Annotated in this window: 14 protein-coding genes and 1 pseudogene; 6 read left to right on the plus strand and 9 right to left on the minus strand. The window is 44.4% G+C overall.

From position 1 onward, the window contains the following. Positions 1-103: 103 nt before the first annotated feature. The 3 genes from QUA97_RS04350 to QUA97_RS04360 all read right to left on the minus strand — a co-directional run bounded on the left by QUA97_RS04350 (position 104) and on the right by QUA97_RS04360 (position 4,941). Positions 104-1,342, minus strand: a complete 1,239-nt coding sequence (locus QUA97_RS04350; RefSeq protein WP_194066370.1) for a class I SAM-dependent methyltransferase — start codon at positions 1,340-1,342, stop codon at positions 104-106. Between the two features lie 205 nt (positions 1,343-1,547). Then, entirely contained in the window at positions 1,548-3,029 is a 1,482-nt protein-coding gene (locus tag QUA97_RS04355; protein WP_333193337.1) for a M16 family metallopeptidase, read from the minus strand. A 319-nt stretch (positions 3,030-3,348) separates the two neighbouring features. Further along, a complete protein-coding gene (locus QUA97_RS04360; RefSeq protein ID WP_333193340.1) occupies positions 3,349-4,941 on the minus strand; it encodes a M16 family metallopeptidase in 1,593 nt (530 codons plus the stop codon). A gap of 278 nt (positions 4,942-5,219) precedes the next feature. On the opposite strand from QUA97_RS04360, the gene QUA97_RS04365 reads away from it, so the two are divergent. Beyond that, the gene (locus tag QUA97_RS04365) at positions 5,220-5,834 is read left to right on the plus strand and encodes a TetR/AcrR family transcriptional regulator (RefSeq protein ID WP_333193343.1); all 615 of its coding nucleotides are present in this window, start codon (positions 5,220-5,222) and stop codon (positions 5,832-5,834) included. Between the two features lie 405 nt (positions 5,835-6,239). On the opposite strand, the gene QUA97_RS04370 is transcribed toward QUA97_RS04365, so the two are convergent. Then, complete coding sequence (locus QUA97_RS04370) at positions 6,240-6,605, minus strand: hypothetical protein (RefSeq protein WP_194066374.1); 366 nt, start codon at positions 6,603-6,605, stop codon at positions 6,240-6,242. A gap of 75 nt (positions 6,606-6,680) precedes the next feature. Here QUA97_RS04370 and QUA97_RS04375 point away from each other — a divergent pair, with 75 nt between their 5' ends. Then, positions 6,681-6,845 carry a hypothetical protein gene (locus QUA97_RS04375; protein WP_442922478.1) on the plus strand — a complete coding sequence of 55 codons (165 nt, stop codon included), beginning with the start codon at positions 6,681-6,683 and terminating at the stop codon, positions 6,843-6,845. A 50-nt stretch (positions 6,846-6,895) separates the two neighbouring features. On the opposite strand, the gene QUA97_RS04380 is transcribed toward QUA97_RS04375, so the two are convergent. Both QUA97_RS04380 and QUA97_RS04385 read right to left on the minus strand, forming a co-directional pair. Next, positions 6,896-7,258, minus strand: coding sequence for a hypothetical protein (locus QUA97_RS04380; RefSeq protein ID WP_194066375.1), 363 nt, complete (start codon positions 7,256-7,258; stop codon positions 6,896-6,898). Positions 7,259-7,384: 126 nt separating this feature from the next. Beyond that, on the minus strand, positions 7,385-8,716 hold the full coding sequence (locus QUA97_RS04385) for an RNA-guided endonuclease InsQ/TnpB family protein (protein ID WP_333193346.1): 1,332 nt from the start codon (positions 8,714-8,716) through the stop codon (positions 7,385-7,387). A gap of 208 nt (positions 8,717-8,924) precedes the next feature. Here QUA97_RS04385 and tnpA point away from each other — a divergent pair. Both tnpA and QUA97_RS04395 read left to right on the plus strand, forming a co-directional pair. Then, a pseudogene (tnpA, locus tag QUA97_RS04390) lies at positions 8,925-9,332 on the plus strand (IS200/IS605 family transposase). Between the two features lie 90 nt (positions 9,333-9,422). After that, on the plus strand, positions 9,423-10,184 hold the full coding sequence (locus tag QUA97_RS04395; RefSeq protein WP_333193348.1) for a cobalamin biosynthesis protein: 762 nt from the start codon (positions 9,423-9,425) through the stop codon (positions 10,182-10,184). A gap of 7 nt (positions 10,185-10,191) precedes the next feature. On the opposite strand, the gene QUA97_RS04400 is transcribed toward QUA97_RS04395, so the two are convergent. Next, positions 10,192-10,557 (minus strand): phage holin family protein, encoded by a 366-nt coding sequence (locus tag QUA97_RS04400; protein ID WP_194066400.1) that lies wholly within the window; start codon positions 10,555-10,557, stop codon positions 10,192-10,194. Positions 10,558-10,666: 109 nt separating this feature from the next. Between QUA97_RS04400 and QUA97_RS04405 the strand changes: the two genes are divergently transcribed. Continuing rightward, entirely contained in the window at positions 10,667-11,164 is a 498-nt protein-coding gene (locus QUA97_RS04405; protein WP_194066377.1) for a pentapeptide repeat-containing protein, read from the plus strand. 181 nt (positions 11,165-11,345) lie between these two features. On the opposite strand, the gene QUA97_RS04410 is transcribed toward QUA97_RS04405, so the two are convergent. Together QUA97_RS04410 and QUA97_RS04415 are read right to left on the minus strand one after the other, a co-directional pair. Further along, on the minus strand, positions 11,346-13,547 hold the full coding sequence (locus QUA97_RS04410; RefSeq protein ID WP_194066378.1) for a lytic transglycosylase domain-containing protein: 2,202 nt from the start codon (positions 13,545-13,547) through the stop codon (positions 11,346-11,348). Between the two features lie 52 nt (positions 13,548-13,599). After that, complete coding sequence (locus QUA97_RS04415) at positions 13,600-13,758, minus strand: hypothetical protein (RefSeq protein ID WP_194066379.1); 159 nt, start codon at positions 13,756-13,758, stop codon at positions 13,600-13,602. Between the two features lie 34 nt (positions 13,759-13,792). Between QUA97_RS04415 and QUA97_RS04420 the strand changes: the two genes are divergently transcribed. Beyond that, positions 13,793-15,271 carry a leucyl aminopeptidase gene (locus tag QUA97_RS04420; RefSeq protein WP_194066380.1) on the plus strand — a complete coding sequence of 493 codons (1,479 nt, stop codon included), beginning with the start codon at positions 13,793-13,795 and terminating at the stop codon, positions 15,269-15,271. Positions 15,272-15,332: the final 61 nt, after the last annotated feature.

The following is a 15,332-nucleotide window of genomic DNA, read 5'->3' on the forward strand; positions in this document are numbered from 1 at the left end:
AATCGCTACTCAATCCAAATTGACCATAGGGCGCTTCAAACCCAGCATTACTGCTTGAATGCGATCGGGTTCAAATTGGTATTATAGCGCGATCGCTTACCAACTAAGCATTAATTAGATCGGCCAGATCGGGGGAAAGAAAGAAGTGGGGAAATAGTAAAGTCTCTAAATAGTGAAAGTTTATTCCATAAAGTTTTTTAATTTCCTTAATCTGTCCAATAATCTGCTCCTTATTGATACTATGATTGCTTTTAATTCCCACAATCATTATATTTTTACTCGTATGTTCAGCAGCTATAAACTCAAAAACCTTAGTCTTATAGCCAGACAATTCAAGTAAAAGCGCTCTCAATCCATCAGTCACTATTTCCGATTGCCTCTCCAGCAAAATACCAGACTTTAGGAGATCCTTCAAAACCATATTCGGATGAATTTGTTTCCTAACTTGCTTGTGGCAGCATGGTGCTAGGATGATCAAAGAAGAATCAGACTGTATCCCTTTATAAATTGCATCATCTGTTGCAGTATCGCAGGCATGAAGTGCGATGGTTATGTCTGATTTTTCTGCGCTATAGTTACTGATGTTTCCTTGGTTAAAATATAACCTTTCAAAATTAACTGATTGGGCAACAGAGTTACAAAAATCCACTAAATGTATTCTGCTTTCTATACCAATCACCGATGCTTCCTTGTCTAAAATATTGTTCAGAAAATCATATATTGCGAAGGTTAAGTATCCCTTGCCTGAACCCATGTCAACTACAGAAATATGACTTTTTTCTGCCAATCCTGATGATTCAACTAAGCCATGTATGATTTCCACAAACTTATTTATCTGTCTGAACTTATCTTCCATCGTTCTTACGACATTACCTTGACTATTGGTAATGCCTAATGCTCTGAGATATACATTATTTTCTGATTCAATATACCGTTTCTTCCTGCGGTCGTGTTGCTGCGGAGTCGTATCAACAGGATTGGTAAAAGTGGGCTTGATAAAATTAATTTTAGGGTTTTTATTTTTGCCATACTCAAGTTGAACATCTTGCTCGATCGAGAATAATCTAATACTCATAAATTCACTGCCAATCAGGGTTTTGATTAAATCTAATCCCTCTTCGATTGGGTGATTTTTGACTATTTCCTTAGTTTTGTAACTATAGGTGAAAGAAAGCTTTATGCTTGCTTTTAATTGTACAATTCTCACAATAATTTTAGTTAAACCGTCTTCTCCTCCTCTATACTTTCCTAAAGTTAATCTGATGAATTCTTGACTTTCTATACTAGAACCTAGGATTAACTCGAATTGCTCTTGTGTGGTTATATTCATTATATTATTCATTAGCCGTAAGGTTCGCACTCGAAAATTTATATCAAATTCGTTAGCATCGGAATCGTAAATTCACAGTTAACAGTTAACAGTTAACAGTTAACAGCTAACAGTTAACATCATGTATGAGTGCAACCGGAATTGATATTACAAATTAGATTCACAATCTCACAGTGACGCACCACACAATAGTCTGGTGCGTCACAGGAATCATCGATTAAGTCGCGGACGGAATTGTGATATCAACAGATTGCACTTTTACCGCAGTTCCCAAACTCGATAGTGGCGGTTGAATTGCCGCAGTATTTCCCACTACTAATGTTACCAGATTCTCCGGTTTCAAGTAAGTCTTGGCTACGCGCTGCACGTCGGCAATTGTGGCTGCTTCGATGCTGCGGCGGTAGCTAAAAATGAAATCTTCGGGATAACCGTAGTATTCGTAGCGCATTAATCGCGACAATGTTTGACTCGGATTTTCAAATTTGAAGATGAAAGAATTGAGGGTGGAATCTTTAGCAAAAGCTAATTCTTCGGCGGTAATTGGTTCGGTGCGAATACGATCGATCTCAGCGCGAATTGCCTTGATAAACGGTACTGTCGCGTCCGATCGCGTTTGGCCACCAGCGACAAACACTCCCGGATAGTCATATCTCGGACTCCAAGCGGCGTAAACTGTGTAAGCTAAACCTTGGCGCGATCGCACATTATTGAACAAACGCCCGCCAAAACCGTTCAAAACCCCATTCATCACGTCCAAAGCACCGTAATCTGGACTGTTGAGCATTCCGCCCAAATGTCCCATCTGCACGTAACTTTGACTCAATTGTGGCTGGTTTACAAAAAATACGCCGCTCTCCTTTGCGGGCGATACCGTTGGTAGCGCTGGCACTTCTGCATTTTGAGTCGGTTGCCAATTCCCGAATTTTTGCTCCACGAGCGATCGCATTTTAGCAGTATCAAAGTCACCCGAAATACCCAAAATCATATTCTTGGGGTGGAAATACTTCTGGTAGAAACTCACCAAATCGTCGCGAGAAATATTTGCGATAGTCTTGTATTCTACCGTGCGGGCGTAGGGACTGCGATCGCCATAAATTAACTTTTCAAACTCGCGCCCGGTAATATCGTTAGGATCGTCATTGCGGCGGGCGATCGCACCTTGAGTTTGATTCTTCGCTAAATCCAACTTTTCCTCTTCAAAAATTGGCTCTTGAATCACCTCCGCAAACAAGTCAAACACCGATTCCAAATCTTCAGCTAAAGCACTAAAATTAGCGCTACCAGAAGTAACATCAATCCCCGTTTCTACCGCAGCCGCTTGCTGTTCTAGCAACTGATTTAATTCATCAGCCGTATGCCGGCCCGTGCCGCCAGTTCGCATCACTTCTCCCGTCAAACCTCCCAATCCAATTTTATCTGCAGGTTCAAAGCGATCGCCCGTGCGAAATAGCGCCGTTCCCCCGACTAACGGGAGTTCCCTGTCTTCCATCAGATAAACTCGGATGCCATTTTTTAGCTCGAAGCGAGTGTATTTAGGCAGTTTAATTTCTGGCACCGCCGGGAATGTTAATTCGTCATAGTGTTTGGGCCCTGCCGCGAAGGAAGGTAACAAATTAAACGTGCCCAATGAAACAGTAAAAATGCAAAGTGATAGCAGAAATAACTTTACTTTTTTTAGTTTCAATTTAGTCCTTTTCATTCTTTCTCCTAAGTTTAATCTGTTGACAATTCGACGAGGCAGAGCCTCGGGATCTGCATTTCCAGGCAGAGCCTGGAAACGAGTTTTTTTTACCTTTTTAACTGGTTTAACTGGTTCCCGGGCTATGCCTGGGAACCGATATCTAGAGGCTCTGCCTCGCTGATTTGAAATGAAGGATGTTGCTCGCTGATCTGCGTTTATCTGCGTTCCCAGGCAGAGCCTGAAAACGAGCTAATGACTGATGACTGATGACTGATGACTGATGACTGATGACTGATGACTAATGACTGATGACTAATGACTGATGACTGATGACTTCTTAAAGCGACAAAAGCTTACCAATCGTGCGGTTTTCCGGGCGGAAAGTTGCCTGAGAAACTCGCTGAATGTCAGCAGGCGAAACAGCCGCGATCGCATCCAATTCCTTAAACAAATTTTTCCACGAACCAGTTTTTACTTGATAGTCCAGCAGCGAAAAAGCCATGCCCATATTAGAATTGAGCGATCGCAATAAACCCGCTCTCGCCTGAGTTTTCACCCGCTCCAATTCCATAGCAGAAACCGGCTCATTTTTCAGGCGATCGATTTCCTTACTCAAAGCCGCAGCTACTTCATCAACCGTCTTGCCCGGAGCAGTTTGAGCATAAAATAACATCAAATTCGGGTACTTTTCCCCCGGATAGCCACTGAAACCTTGAGCCGCTAGCGCCAGTTGCTGCTGCTCTACCAAAGACTTGTAAAGCCTAGAAGTGCGGCCGTTGCTGAGCAAAGAACCAATAATTTCATAAATCGCATTGTCGGGATGATTCATCGCCGGCCTGTGATATCCTTCCAAATACCAAGGTTGAGTTTTTAACTTCAGCGTGACTTCCTTGGTTTGCGTTTGCGGAGGCTCCACAATTTCCAATTCAGAAGGCGCTGGTTTCGCTTTGTAGCGACCGAAATAAATTTGAGCGAGCCGCTTCACTTCCGAGGCTTTCACGTCTCCTACCACCGCTGCTGTTAGCTTGCTGGGGATGTAGTGAGTCTCAAAAAACTTCTGCACGTCTTCTCGTGTCAGGTTTTTAATGTCTTCGGTGTAGCCAATTACGGGGCGGCGGTAGGGATGAACCGAGAAGGCTGTGCTGGCAAAAGCTTCAACCATTTGTCCGATCGCAGAATTCTCAGTTCGCAGCCTCCGTTCTTCTAAAATTACCTGTTTTTCCTTGTAAAATTCCCGAAATACAGGTTCTAGAAATCGCTCTGATTCCAGCGACATCCACAGTTCTAATTTGTTAGCTGGGAGGCTGTAAAAATACATTGTCGAGTCGGTAGAAGTAGCGGCATTTAGTCCGACTCCGCCTGCTTGTTCGACTATTTTGCCGAATTCGTTGCGCTTGACAAATTGCCCTGCTTCTGCTTCAACTTTGTCCAATTCTGCTCTAAACTTGGCGACTTCTTCGGTTTTGCCGATCGCCTTGGCGGATTGCATTTGCTCGAAGAGTTCGTCTTGTTTTTCTAGCAGCGGCTTTTCGGCTTTGTAGTCGGTAGTGCCGATTTTTGGCGTACCCTTAAAAGCTAAATGTTCGAGATAGTGGGCGACTCCGGTTTGACCGTCGGGTTCGTTTGCGCCTCCTACGTCAGCGTGAATTAAAAACGATGCTACGGGCGATCGGGGCCTTTCGAGCACCACGAATGTCATGCCGTTGTCGAGCTTGAATTCGGTGACTTGCTCGATTACTCGATCGAGCGACGGTTGAACAGACATTGCTGGAGAGCCGTTAGCGGGCATCTCGCGGGCGGAGGCGATTTGAGGGCAAATTCCCCACCACAGCATTACAGCAGCCAGCAGGGAGGCGATGAATCGAGTTGGGCGGGGCGATTCCCTAGGGGATAGCTTCGCCGCGCGTGGTTTTTGGAACTGCGGGGTCATTCGATTTTAGATTTTAGATTGGGGATTTTGGATTGTCAAACAAATAAATGTTGGCGATCGATGCCAGGGATGCTTTTCTAAGGATAAAGATTTTTGGAGGCATAAGCGATCTGTTGCGCCGCAGATGTTAGGCTGATACAGCCAATCTCAAAAAGAATCTGGATCTCGGCGAGGAGTTTGAAGTTTAAGATTAAAGCCGCGCACAACTTAAAACTTAACATTATTTCGCCCGTCCGTCCCAAACCCGCAATTCCAAGTCACCAATTACCGATTAAGCCATGCGAATTTTTAATCAGTCTCCTCCTTCAGAAACAGAAACCAAAAAGCGGATTTTACAAGCGGCTGTGCGGTTGTTTGCCCGCAGCGGATACGACGGTACGACAACTCGCGATTTAGCAGCGGCGGCAGGGGTGGCGGAGGGTACGCTATTTCGGCATTTTGATAATAAAAAAGCAATTTTGATTCAGGTAGCGACGGAAGGATGGGTGGAAATATTGACGGATTTGCTGACAGAATTGAGCGAGATGGGCAGTTACAAAGCAGTGGCTCAGGTGATGCGCCGACGGATGCTGAATATCCGCGAAAATAGCGATATGATGCGGGTGTGTTTTTTGGAGGCTCAGTTTCACCCGGATTTGCGCGATCGCATTCAGTTAGAAGTCATCGGAAAAATGAGCGTTGTGGCTGAGGCTTTTTTTGAAACGGCGATGGAAAAAGGAGTTTATCGGAAGATGAATCCGAAGATTGTCGCTCAGGTATTTTTGGGAATGTTTGCAGTAGCGGGTTTCAGTCAAAATACGATTGGGGAACCAAATGCTTCTCCGCAAGAAATGCAGGAAATGGCCGAAGGATTAGCAGATATTTTTCTGAACGGCGTTTTAGTTAAAGATTAGTCAGTAGTCAGTAGTCAGTAGTCAGTAGTCCTATCAAATCCTCTCTTCATTGGAATAGTAAATTCACTGTTGACTGTTGACTGTTGACTGTTGACTGTTAACCGTTAACAGTTAACATCATGTATGAGTGCAACCGGAATTAATATCATTAGTCATTAGTCATTAGTCATTAGTCATTGAAGAGCGAATTTGTCGATCGCTCTTTGGGGACGCTCCCACTATATAATTCCGATGCTACCGGATTTAATATCAGGCGCTGGGGAGCGGGCATCTAAGTCAACACTAACCGAAATGCACACCTAAATGCTGAGATGCTCCCATAAGTTATTTAGTCCTATGCAAGAAGACTTTCGCTTTTAGACAGGGGTTTAAAACCCATACTAACAAAGCTCTACCTCGCTGACACTACTCGTCGTTAAACTCGTACACTTGCTGCACCCAATTCTCCCGAATATCCTGCCATTCATCGGACAATACTTCCCAAGTTGTATTGCTTTCTAGTTCCAGCAATAAACTTGATACTTCTTCCATAGTCGATGCTGAATGACAGTCTTCTACCCAACTTTTCCGGTAAATCTTCCAGTAATTTTGTACCGCTTCCCACTCGATTTCTGATTCCAATTCAATTAGATATTCTGCTAGCTGTGACGGTTCTACGGCTGCTTGCACTTTACTCTCCCAACTGTCGCGACGTTCTTTCCATTCTTTCGTCACAGCTTCCCATGTGAGGTTGCTTTCAAACTCTAACAGTAACTGGTTCAGTTCTACCATATTAAATGTTTTCTTGTTTGCAGTTTTTGCTATTTTATTACAAATTTTATTGATTTAGACTGTTTGTTTTTTATAATGAGCGATGTGGCTGAGGCTTTTTGGGAAACGGCGATGCAAAAACAAGTTTATCCAAAGATGAATCCGAAGATTATCGCTCAGGTATTTGTGGGAATGTTTGCAGTCGCGTGCTTCAGTCAAAATACGATGATGGAGCCGAATGCTTTAGTCATGAGTCCTTAGGAAAATTTAGAGCCTGAAAACGCATATTTACAGGCTCTGAATTGTCGAAACTACTCCTTAAACTTGTGCATTTGCTGTACCCAATTATCGCGATTATCCGGCCATTCATCAGCCATAGCTTCCGAATTTGTCTGGGTTTCTAGTTCCAGCAATAAACTTGATACTTCTTGAACAATGGATGCTCCCAGACATTCTTCTACCCAACTGTTCCGACGCTCTTTCCACTGAATATCAACCGATTCCCCCTGCAAGTTGGATTCAAATTCAACTAGCAATTTTGCTAGATATGTCAGGTTAACTGATGCTGCCACATCGCTAACCCAACTTTCCCGGCGCTCTTTCCATTCTTTTGTGACTTGTTCCGATTTGACGTTTCTTTCAAACTCTAACAGTAACTGATTTAGTTCTACCATCTTAAATGTTGGATTTTTTGTAGTTTATGCTACAATTATACCAAAATTTTCAATAAACAAAGTGTTAATTTTTTTTAAGATTGCGGTCGCAGTGAAACTACATAAGAAATAACTGAATATTGACACTCAAGCGGGCTTAAGCCACTGAGATTCTGCGGACAAAGCAGCTTTAGGTAACACCCAAAGTTTTACTCTCGCTACGGTAGTCAAACACCGTCTACACAGTCGATCAAGTTTTACACCTAACTTACTGGCTACTTTTCTTAGAATGTTGGCCGCGCCGTTCAGATCTGCATTGATTACAGTTCCATCGGCAGAGCGATACAAACCACGTTTAATTCGTTTTCCAGATGCTTTCCACCCTTCCGGCTTTTCACCGTACTTGGGTAGGGAGTCTCCATCAAGAAAACTACTCTTGGAAGTATATGCTTCTTCCGTTTCAGTGAACTTAACGCCGTGTAAGTTACACAGTTGTTTTAATCGGTCTTTCAATTTACCCAGAGGCATCTGAATAAACTTTTGATTGTTCAGTTTGCCCATATCAACATTAGATTTAAAACCTTGGTTCCATCCAATTACTAGATTACCGATACCGTGCTTCAAACAATGATCGACGATTAACTTTGCAGCTTTGTTGACACCATCGCGCATCTGGTGGTTGCGCTTACGGGTTACGCGGTCTAGCCAGCTATCCCAGTAACCTACGGGCTTTCCTTCCTTTCTAGTTGCTACTTTCTTGTTCCAAAGCTGATTCATCGCTTTTATGGTGCGAGCATCAATCAAGAAGGAATTTCCGAGCGTATCAACGCAAGCCGCTAAGTTGTCAGCAGTTCCCAAGTCAATTGATAGGGCTTGGGTACAATCTAAAACGTGTTGTTGACATTCTACTTCGTAAGACATCTCCAAATAGAAAGCGCCATTTTTTGGGAGAATAGTAAACTCTTTAACCTTTGAGCAGTCAAGATTTGACGGCATAGGCAAAAGAAATTCTGAAATTCCAAACCAGCGTCTAACTGTCAAGCCCAAAGAAAATCTCAACTGATTGCCAACTAATACTGGCTTTAATCCTCCAGAGTTTGGGTAAGCAACTTTGAACAGTTTCGATCCTTCTAAGTACCCCGGAGGCTTAGGTCTGAAAGGCAATTGACCTTCATTGTATAAGGCTCTTAATTCTTTAAAACTTTTAAAAGCCTCTGCAACCGACATCAAAGTTTGCTGCATGGGTGTTGAAGGCAGCGACTTAGCAACCATCGACTTTGCGATTGACGTTTCAAAAGACAAGTCAAACTTTCCGGTCAGCAACCTTCCTGTTTTGAAAAATGTCTGTCGAGCCAAATAGACAGCGCTGTTGTACAGCTTCCCAGATTGCCGACAAAGATAATTTAATACTGCCTCAACTTCTTTAGTGGGAGACAGCAATACTTGCTGTACTCCCATCGTTTTTTTGACCTTAGCCACCTCTTTTTCCTGTAAATTAAGTAAGTCGGTGGGGAAAAACACAACTGTGTTAAGAAAGATAAATGAGGCTCAAACCCCAATCCCTCCTGCATTCTGTCTCCTGACTCCTGCCTCATCCCAACTACAAATATTTACGCCTTTCTACTTAGTTGATTTATTTAGTTTAGATAAATATAGTGGAGAGGTCAAGTCATAACAACAAAACTTTATGTTGCCACTCCCGGAGTACAAAACCCACAACCACGTTAAATTATTGCTTAACTACCATTTTGTTTTCATTCCCAAACGTCGCAAGAAAGTTCTGGTAGGTAGTATAGCAACTAGACTGCGAGAGTTATTTTTAGCGCTTTCGACCGAGAAAGGTTGGGATATTCTGGCTTTATAAGTGGCCTCAGATCACGTACATTTATTTGTCGCGGTCAATCCGATGGATACTCCTGCGCTAGTCGTTAAGGCATTCAAAGGGCGTTCTAGCCATCATTTAAGGGCTGAATTTCCAGAACTAAAAAAGCTGCCATCCTTGTGAACGAGCAGCTATTTTGTTACTACCGCAGGTAATATTAGTAGTGAAGTTGTGAAGAAATACATAGAAGCTCCGCATCATTCGGCCAATTAAGAGGGAAAGAACACGGGGACTGAAGTCCCCCGTGTCGCTTACCTCTCAGGACTAAAGTCACTGAGTTTCCCGCATCCCGTATTAATTCTTATGAATGATGAATTTACGTTAGATATGTTAGACTTTCCCAGCGCTTGGAATCGGGGGGAAGGCGACTGGGCGGGAATAGCGGCAACTATGAAGAGAGGAGAAACTGTAGAAGTAATTCAAGAAGTTGGTTCTACTTTGTGGCAAAACAGTCTGCCAGACAATCATTCCTTATATTGGGAAGGGGAAAATCTGTCAACTATCAAAGGGCGAATTTGGATTAGTTTCACCCAGAGAAGATTTGCACCGGAATCTACTTTACCAAAGGTTCAGTTGCACCCGCGAGTGTTGTGGGTAGGGATAGGTTGCGAAGGCGGAACGCCACGGGAATTAATCGAAACTGCGATTCAAAATGTCTGTCGGGGCGCTCATTTGGCCGAAAGTGCGATCGCAGGTATTGCTACTGTTGATACTAAAGCAGGTGAAGTCGGTTTGCTGGAACTTTGTGCTGGGCGAAACTGGCCGCTAAAAACCTTTGCTGCTGATATTTTAAATTCTGTAGAAGTTCCGAATCCTTCCAATGTGGTAGCGCAAAAGGTCGGGACTAAAAGCGTAGCAGAAGCGGCTGCACTTTGTGCGATCGCCCAAATTGTAACCGCCCGCCAACATCAAGAAACGCAGATATCCATCAGTCATCCGCGTTTATCTGCGTTTGGGGGTGTTTCCCATCCCCTCTTAGTTCCCAAAAAAATCTTTCGATCGGAAAAAAAACTAGGCTCTGTTACAGTAGCGGTTGCTGTTTGCCCGATCGACTATCTGGGATAATATCTTCCTAATCCAAAGTGCCCGGATTCACAAAACGACCAATCAACCCAGAAACAAACGACAACACAATCGAACCAAACAAAGCAGGCCAAAAACCGTTAACCGCAAAACCAATATTGAATATACCCGCCAACCAGGAAGCCAAGGAAAGCGAAATTGCATTCACAACAAACAAAAACAAACCTAAAGTAATCACAGTCAAAGGAAGCGTCAGCAGTGTAATAATCGGCCTGACAACCGCATTCACTAATCCGATCACCACAGCAGCCACCATCGCCGCCGGAAAACTAACCACCGCAATACCTGGTACAATGTTAGCTGTAATCACCAGCGAAACTGCGGCTACTATCCAAGTTAAGAAAAAACTTAACATATCGCTTTTTTCATCTCCATCACTATTAATTGAGATTGTAACTGTTTGGTCGATCGACCAAAGTTCGGGATACACTACAAAATACCCACCTTGTGAGAATATCAGACTTATGAAACTCCGGCAACTAGCAGCATTCCTCTTAGCGCTAACTATCTTCATCCTCCCGCGGCCAGCCCTGGCTCAATCTAAATATTACGCCCCGCCGCTGTCCTTTAGCAACGCCGAACTCACAAGACGCGATTTTTCCGGTCAAATGCTGCGGGCTGCTGAGTTTTCTAACGCTAATATGGACTTAACTAATTTTTCTAATGCCGATTTGCGGGGAGCAATTATGAGCGCTTCGGTGATGACTGAGGCGAATTTGCACGGCGCAAATTTAACTAATGCCATGATCGATCAAATTAAATTTACTAAGGCTGATTTAAGCGATGCCATTTTAGTGGAAACAATTTTGTTGCGTTCTACTTTTGATGGAGTTGATATCACCGGTGCTGATTTTACTGACGCAATTATGGATGGCGCACAAGTTAAAGAATTGTGCGCGAAAGCCAGCGGAATTAATTCTCAAACAGGCATTTCTACTCGCGATTCCTTGGGATGTCGCTGATACCATCTCCGGTCAATTACTGATGATTGTTTGTTGGTGGGGGATAGTTTTTGAGAGTGTTTGGGGCGATTATGGTTGGTGAACTCGCCCCTAAAAAACCCTATTTTGTAGGCCAGGTTCACCCAAAATATATAACGATTAGCAACAATTTAGATAAACCCGCCCCCACACCACGAATAATTTACTTTGCTTTTTTCTGTGAAGCCTCATAATTATCGCTCATTAACTGATTAACTTCTGGATTGTAAATCCGCAGATAGTTCCAGTAATTCTCAAACACCGATTTTACGTATCCTTTCGTTTCAGGAAACGGAATTTTTTCCGCAAAAGCATCCGGATCGCTAAAGCTAAATCTCTTCAACCAATCTGCTACTGCATTCGGCCCGGCATTGTAACTCGCCACAGCTAACATCGAGTTATTCTTGTATTCGTCGTGAGTGTGATCCAAATACCAAGTTCCGAGTTTAATATTGTCGTCTATATTCTCCAATGAATATTTTTTGAGATTAATTTTCTCAGAAACCCAAGTTGCTGTCTCCGGCATTACTTGCATTAAACCTGTCGCGCCAACTACTGATTTAATACCAGGCATGAATCGCGATTCTTGCCGGATTAATGCTGTCACTAATAATGAATTTATTTGGCGCTCTTGAGACCATTTAACAATGGTTTCTAGGTACGGAAAAGGATATAATGCTTGCCAATAGGCCGACTGCTGTCTGAGGGCGAGGTATTCGGTTCTATCGTCTGGTTTTTCGCGCTGCCGCAAACTCCCAATCATCCACAAACCGTCTAAGTTGTCTCCTACTCCAATTCGCATTAAACCGTCGGTAAATTGTTCGGAAATACTCGGTTCGATGCGGTTGGTAAATTCTATTTGCCACAGCGTCCAAGCATCTCTATCTTGACCTAGTTGATAGAGTTCTTTTAATGCTGGAGAACCTGCGCTTGGTTCCGGGCGCTGAAGCGGCCGCACTACCTTGGGAGACAAATCTCGGACTGTGGTGAAGTCGCCTACTGGCCAGCCCAGAAGTACGGCCGACCGCCATGCAAAATATGATTCGGGATAGCGTAAAATCGTGTATTCAAATGATGTTTTTGCATCTTGGTTGCGGCCGAGTTGCTGCGCCCATTTCCCCACCCAAAATGCTGCTTCTGGCGCTGGTTCGCTGTCGGGATTGTTGGTGGTTAGTTCCCTCGCCCACTGCCAAGCTGATTTTAAATCTCCGGCTTTGGCATATTGTTGGGCGATCGCCCAACGTAACTCGCCGGCTTTATCAGAATTGCTGTATTTTGTCAATAGCAACTTGCGGGTATCTGAGGCGGATTTAGCACTGCTTGCTTTGTCGAGAAGTTTGGATTTGTCTAGCAAAGCTTCGGGGGCATAATTGGGAAATTTGCTAATCGCGCGATCGAGCAAAACCATCGCATCCTTGGGCTCATTCAGTCGCGACAGCCGAATTAAACCCAAACCAGTATCTTCGGAATCGGGAAAGGCCGCAATTAATTCTTGATAGGCAATTTTTGATTCGGGAATTTTGCCGTCAAGCCACAAACCGCGAGCTTTCCGGTAAAGATTTTTGGCGGTGCGGGGAGCTTTTCCGTAAGCAATTGCTCCTTTGCCGTAATCCTGTTTTTCCCAATACCCAAAGGCAATTTCTTCCCAATCTTCTGGTTTTAAACTAGCGCTGTTTTGCTGCACCAATTGTTCTAATAATGTACCGTAATCTTTGACATAATGACCGTGTTTTGCTACTAGCAGCATCAACTGCGGCTGGTTGGGATTTTCTTTTAACTTCTTCAGGGCAATTTCTATGCTGCGCGGATGAGCGGGAAATTCAGTAATTGCCTGCTGCCAATATTCCGGTTTTGACTTGCCTAAAACATATAAAGCTTCCGCTGCTACTGGGTCGTTGGGATAATTTTTTAGCAGTTCTTGCCAAGCTTTTTGTGCTTTGCCTTTGTCGCCACTTAATTCGTAAGCTTGGGCGCGTTTTTGGGCAATATGAGAGGCTAAAATAGGATATTGTTGCTCTAGTTTGTCCAATAATTCTAATGCTTTGGTGGCATCTCCTTGCTGGATTAAATCGCTCGCAAGCAGGTAGCGGGCGCGACTTTGAGGGGAGACTTCCTGCTGGGGATTGGTACTTGCAGGCTGCAGGGTGGCGAGTTCAACTAATTTCGCCGATCGCTCCTGGGGTGAGAGCGATACGAGCATCTTAACCGACGACGCTGCAGAATTCGCTGCATCTAGGGGCTGCTGAGCCTTCTGGAACGGGCCGACACCCATCAATTTTGCTGCAGCCACCAAAGAGCCGAGCACCATCACGCAAACTGAAACACTGATTAAAATAGAAAGTTGGGTTTTACGTTGCTTTAACATGGGAAAATTTCAGATAATTAAGAATAGAAAACCGATCTGTTGTCAAGAGGCATCACAGGCATCCTGGCTGTTCCATGCCATCGCTGGCATCGAGCCCGTTCCACGCTGATATAGTACCAGAATTTATTTTGATGTGGAGCGGGGAATTTGTGCGATCGATATATTTACGCGCACCAAGGAAAAACCACAAACCGCCCACAACAAAGTACAATCAAAAATCTCAAATCTAAACAGTAAATCAAAACATGGAATTTCTAGTCACCGATACGCCCCGTTCTGCTTGGACGGGAGATGCCCTAGCAATTGGTCTATTTGAGGACGCTTTGGAACTCACGGGCGATTTGGCACAATTAGACGAACAACTCGCAGGCACTTTAAAAGAGCTGATTCAGGAAGTAGATTTTAAGGGCAAAACCGGCACCAGCGCGATCGCCAGAGTCGGCGGCAACAATCCGATTCGCAAAATTGCGATCGTCGGTTTAGGAAAAGCCCCAGACTTAAAATTAGACACCGTGCGGCAAGCTGCAGGCGTTTGCGCCAAGTTAGCCAAAAAAGAGAAATGTAAAACCCTCGGAATTAGCTTTCCTCTCTGGAAAAACGCGCCGGACGCTACAGCAAGCGCCATCGTCGAAGGTGTAGAACTCTCCCTGCATCAAGACAACCGTTTCAAATCGGAACCAGACAATAAAACCCCGCAGGTCGAACAAATTCAGTTGCTCGGTTTTGCCGGTACCGAAAGTGCGATCGCCCGCGCCCGCCAAATCACTGCCGGAGTCATTTTAGCACGGGAATTAGTCGCAGCGCCTGCCAATTATGTCACCCCAATTACAATGGCCGAAACCGCTCAAAGTCTAGCTGCAGAATGCGGTTTAGAATTAGAAATATTAGAGCGGGAAGACTGTGAAAAACTAGGCATGGGAGCCTTTCTCGGCGTTGCCCTAGCATCGGATTTGCCGCCTAAATTTATCCATTTAACTTACAAACCCGCAGGCACACCGCGCCGTAAAATAGCAATTGTCGGCAAAGGATTGACCTTTGATTCCGGCGGTTTGAACATCAAAGGAGCCGGCAGCGGCATTGAAATGATGAAAGTAGACATGGGCGGCGCTGCGGCTACCCTGGGAGCGGCAAAGGCGATCGGACACATCAAACCAGATGTCGAAGTTCACTTTATCAGCGCCGTCACCGAAAACATGATTAGCGGTCGCGCCATGCGCCCTGGAGACATCCTCACAGCTTCCAACGGCAAAACAATAGAAGTCAACAATACCGACGCAGAAGGGCGTTTAACCCTGGCTGACGCTTTGGTATTTGCTGATAAATTGGGACTTGATGCAATTGTCGATTTAGCAACTCTGACAGGGGCTTGCGTAATTGCATTGGGCGAAGATATCGCCGGTTTGTGGAGTCCTCAAGATAGCGTCGCCGCCGAAATAGTCGCCGCCTCAGAATTGGCCGGCGAAAAGTTTTGGCGAATGCCGATGGAAGAGAAGTATTTTGATGGTTTAAAAGCATTGCACGCTGACATGAAAAACACAGGGCCCCGTCCCGGTGGTTCGATTACAGCGGCGCTCTTTTTGAAGCAGTTTGTCAAGGATACTCCTTGGGCGCATTTAGATATTGCCGGCCCGGTTTGGATCGAGAAAGAAAACGGCTACAACGGCCCCGGAGCTACAGGTTTTGGAGTTCGGACTTTGGTGCATTGGGTGCTTGGAGGCGCTTAATTAATTGTGGATTATAGAGCGCAAAAATTGATATTTGCGCTGCCTTAAAAGTCCGCTAATT

Source organism: Microcoleus sp. CZ3-B2 (assembly GCF_036705055.1).
GTDB lineage: Bacteria > Cyanobacteriota > Cyanobacteriia > Cyanobacteriales > Microcoleaceae > Microcoleus.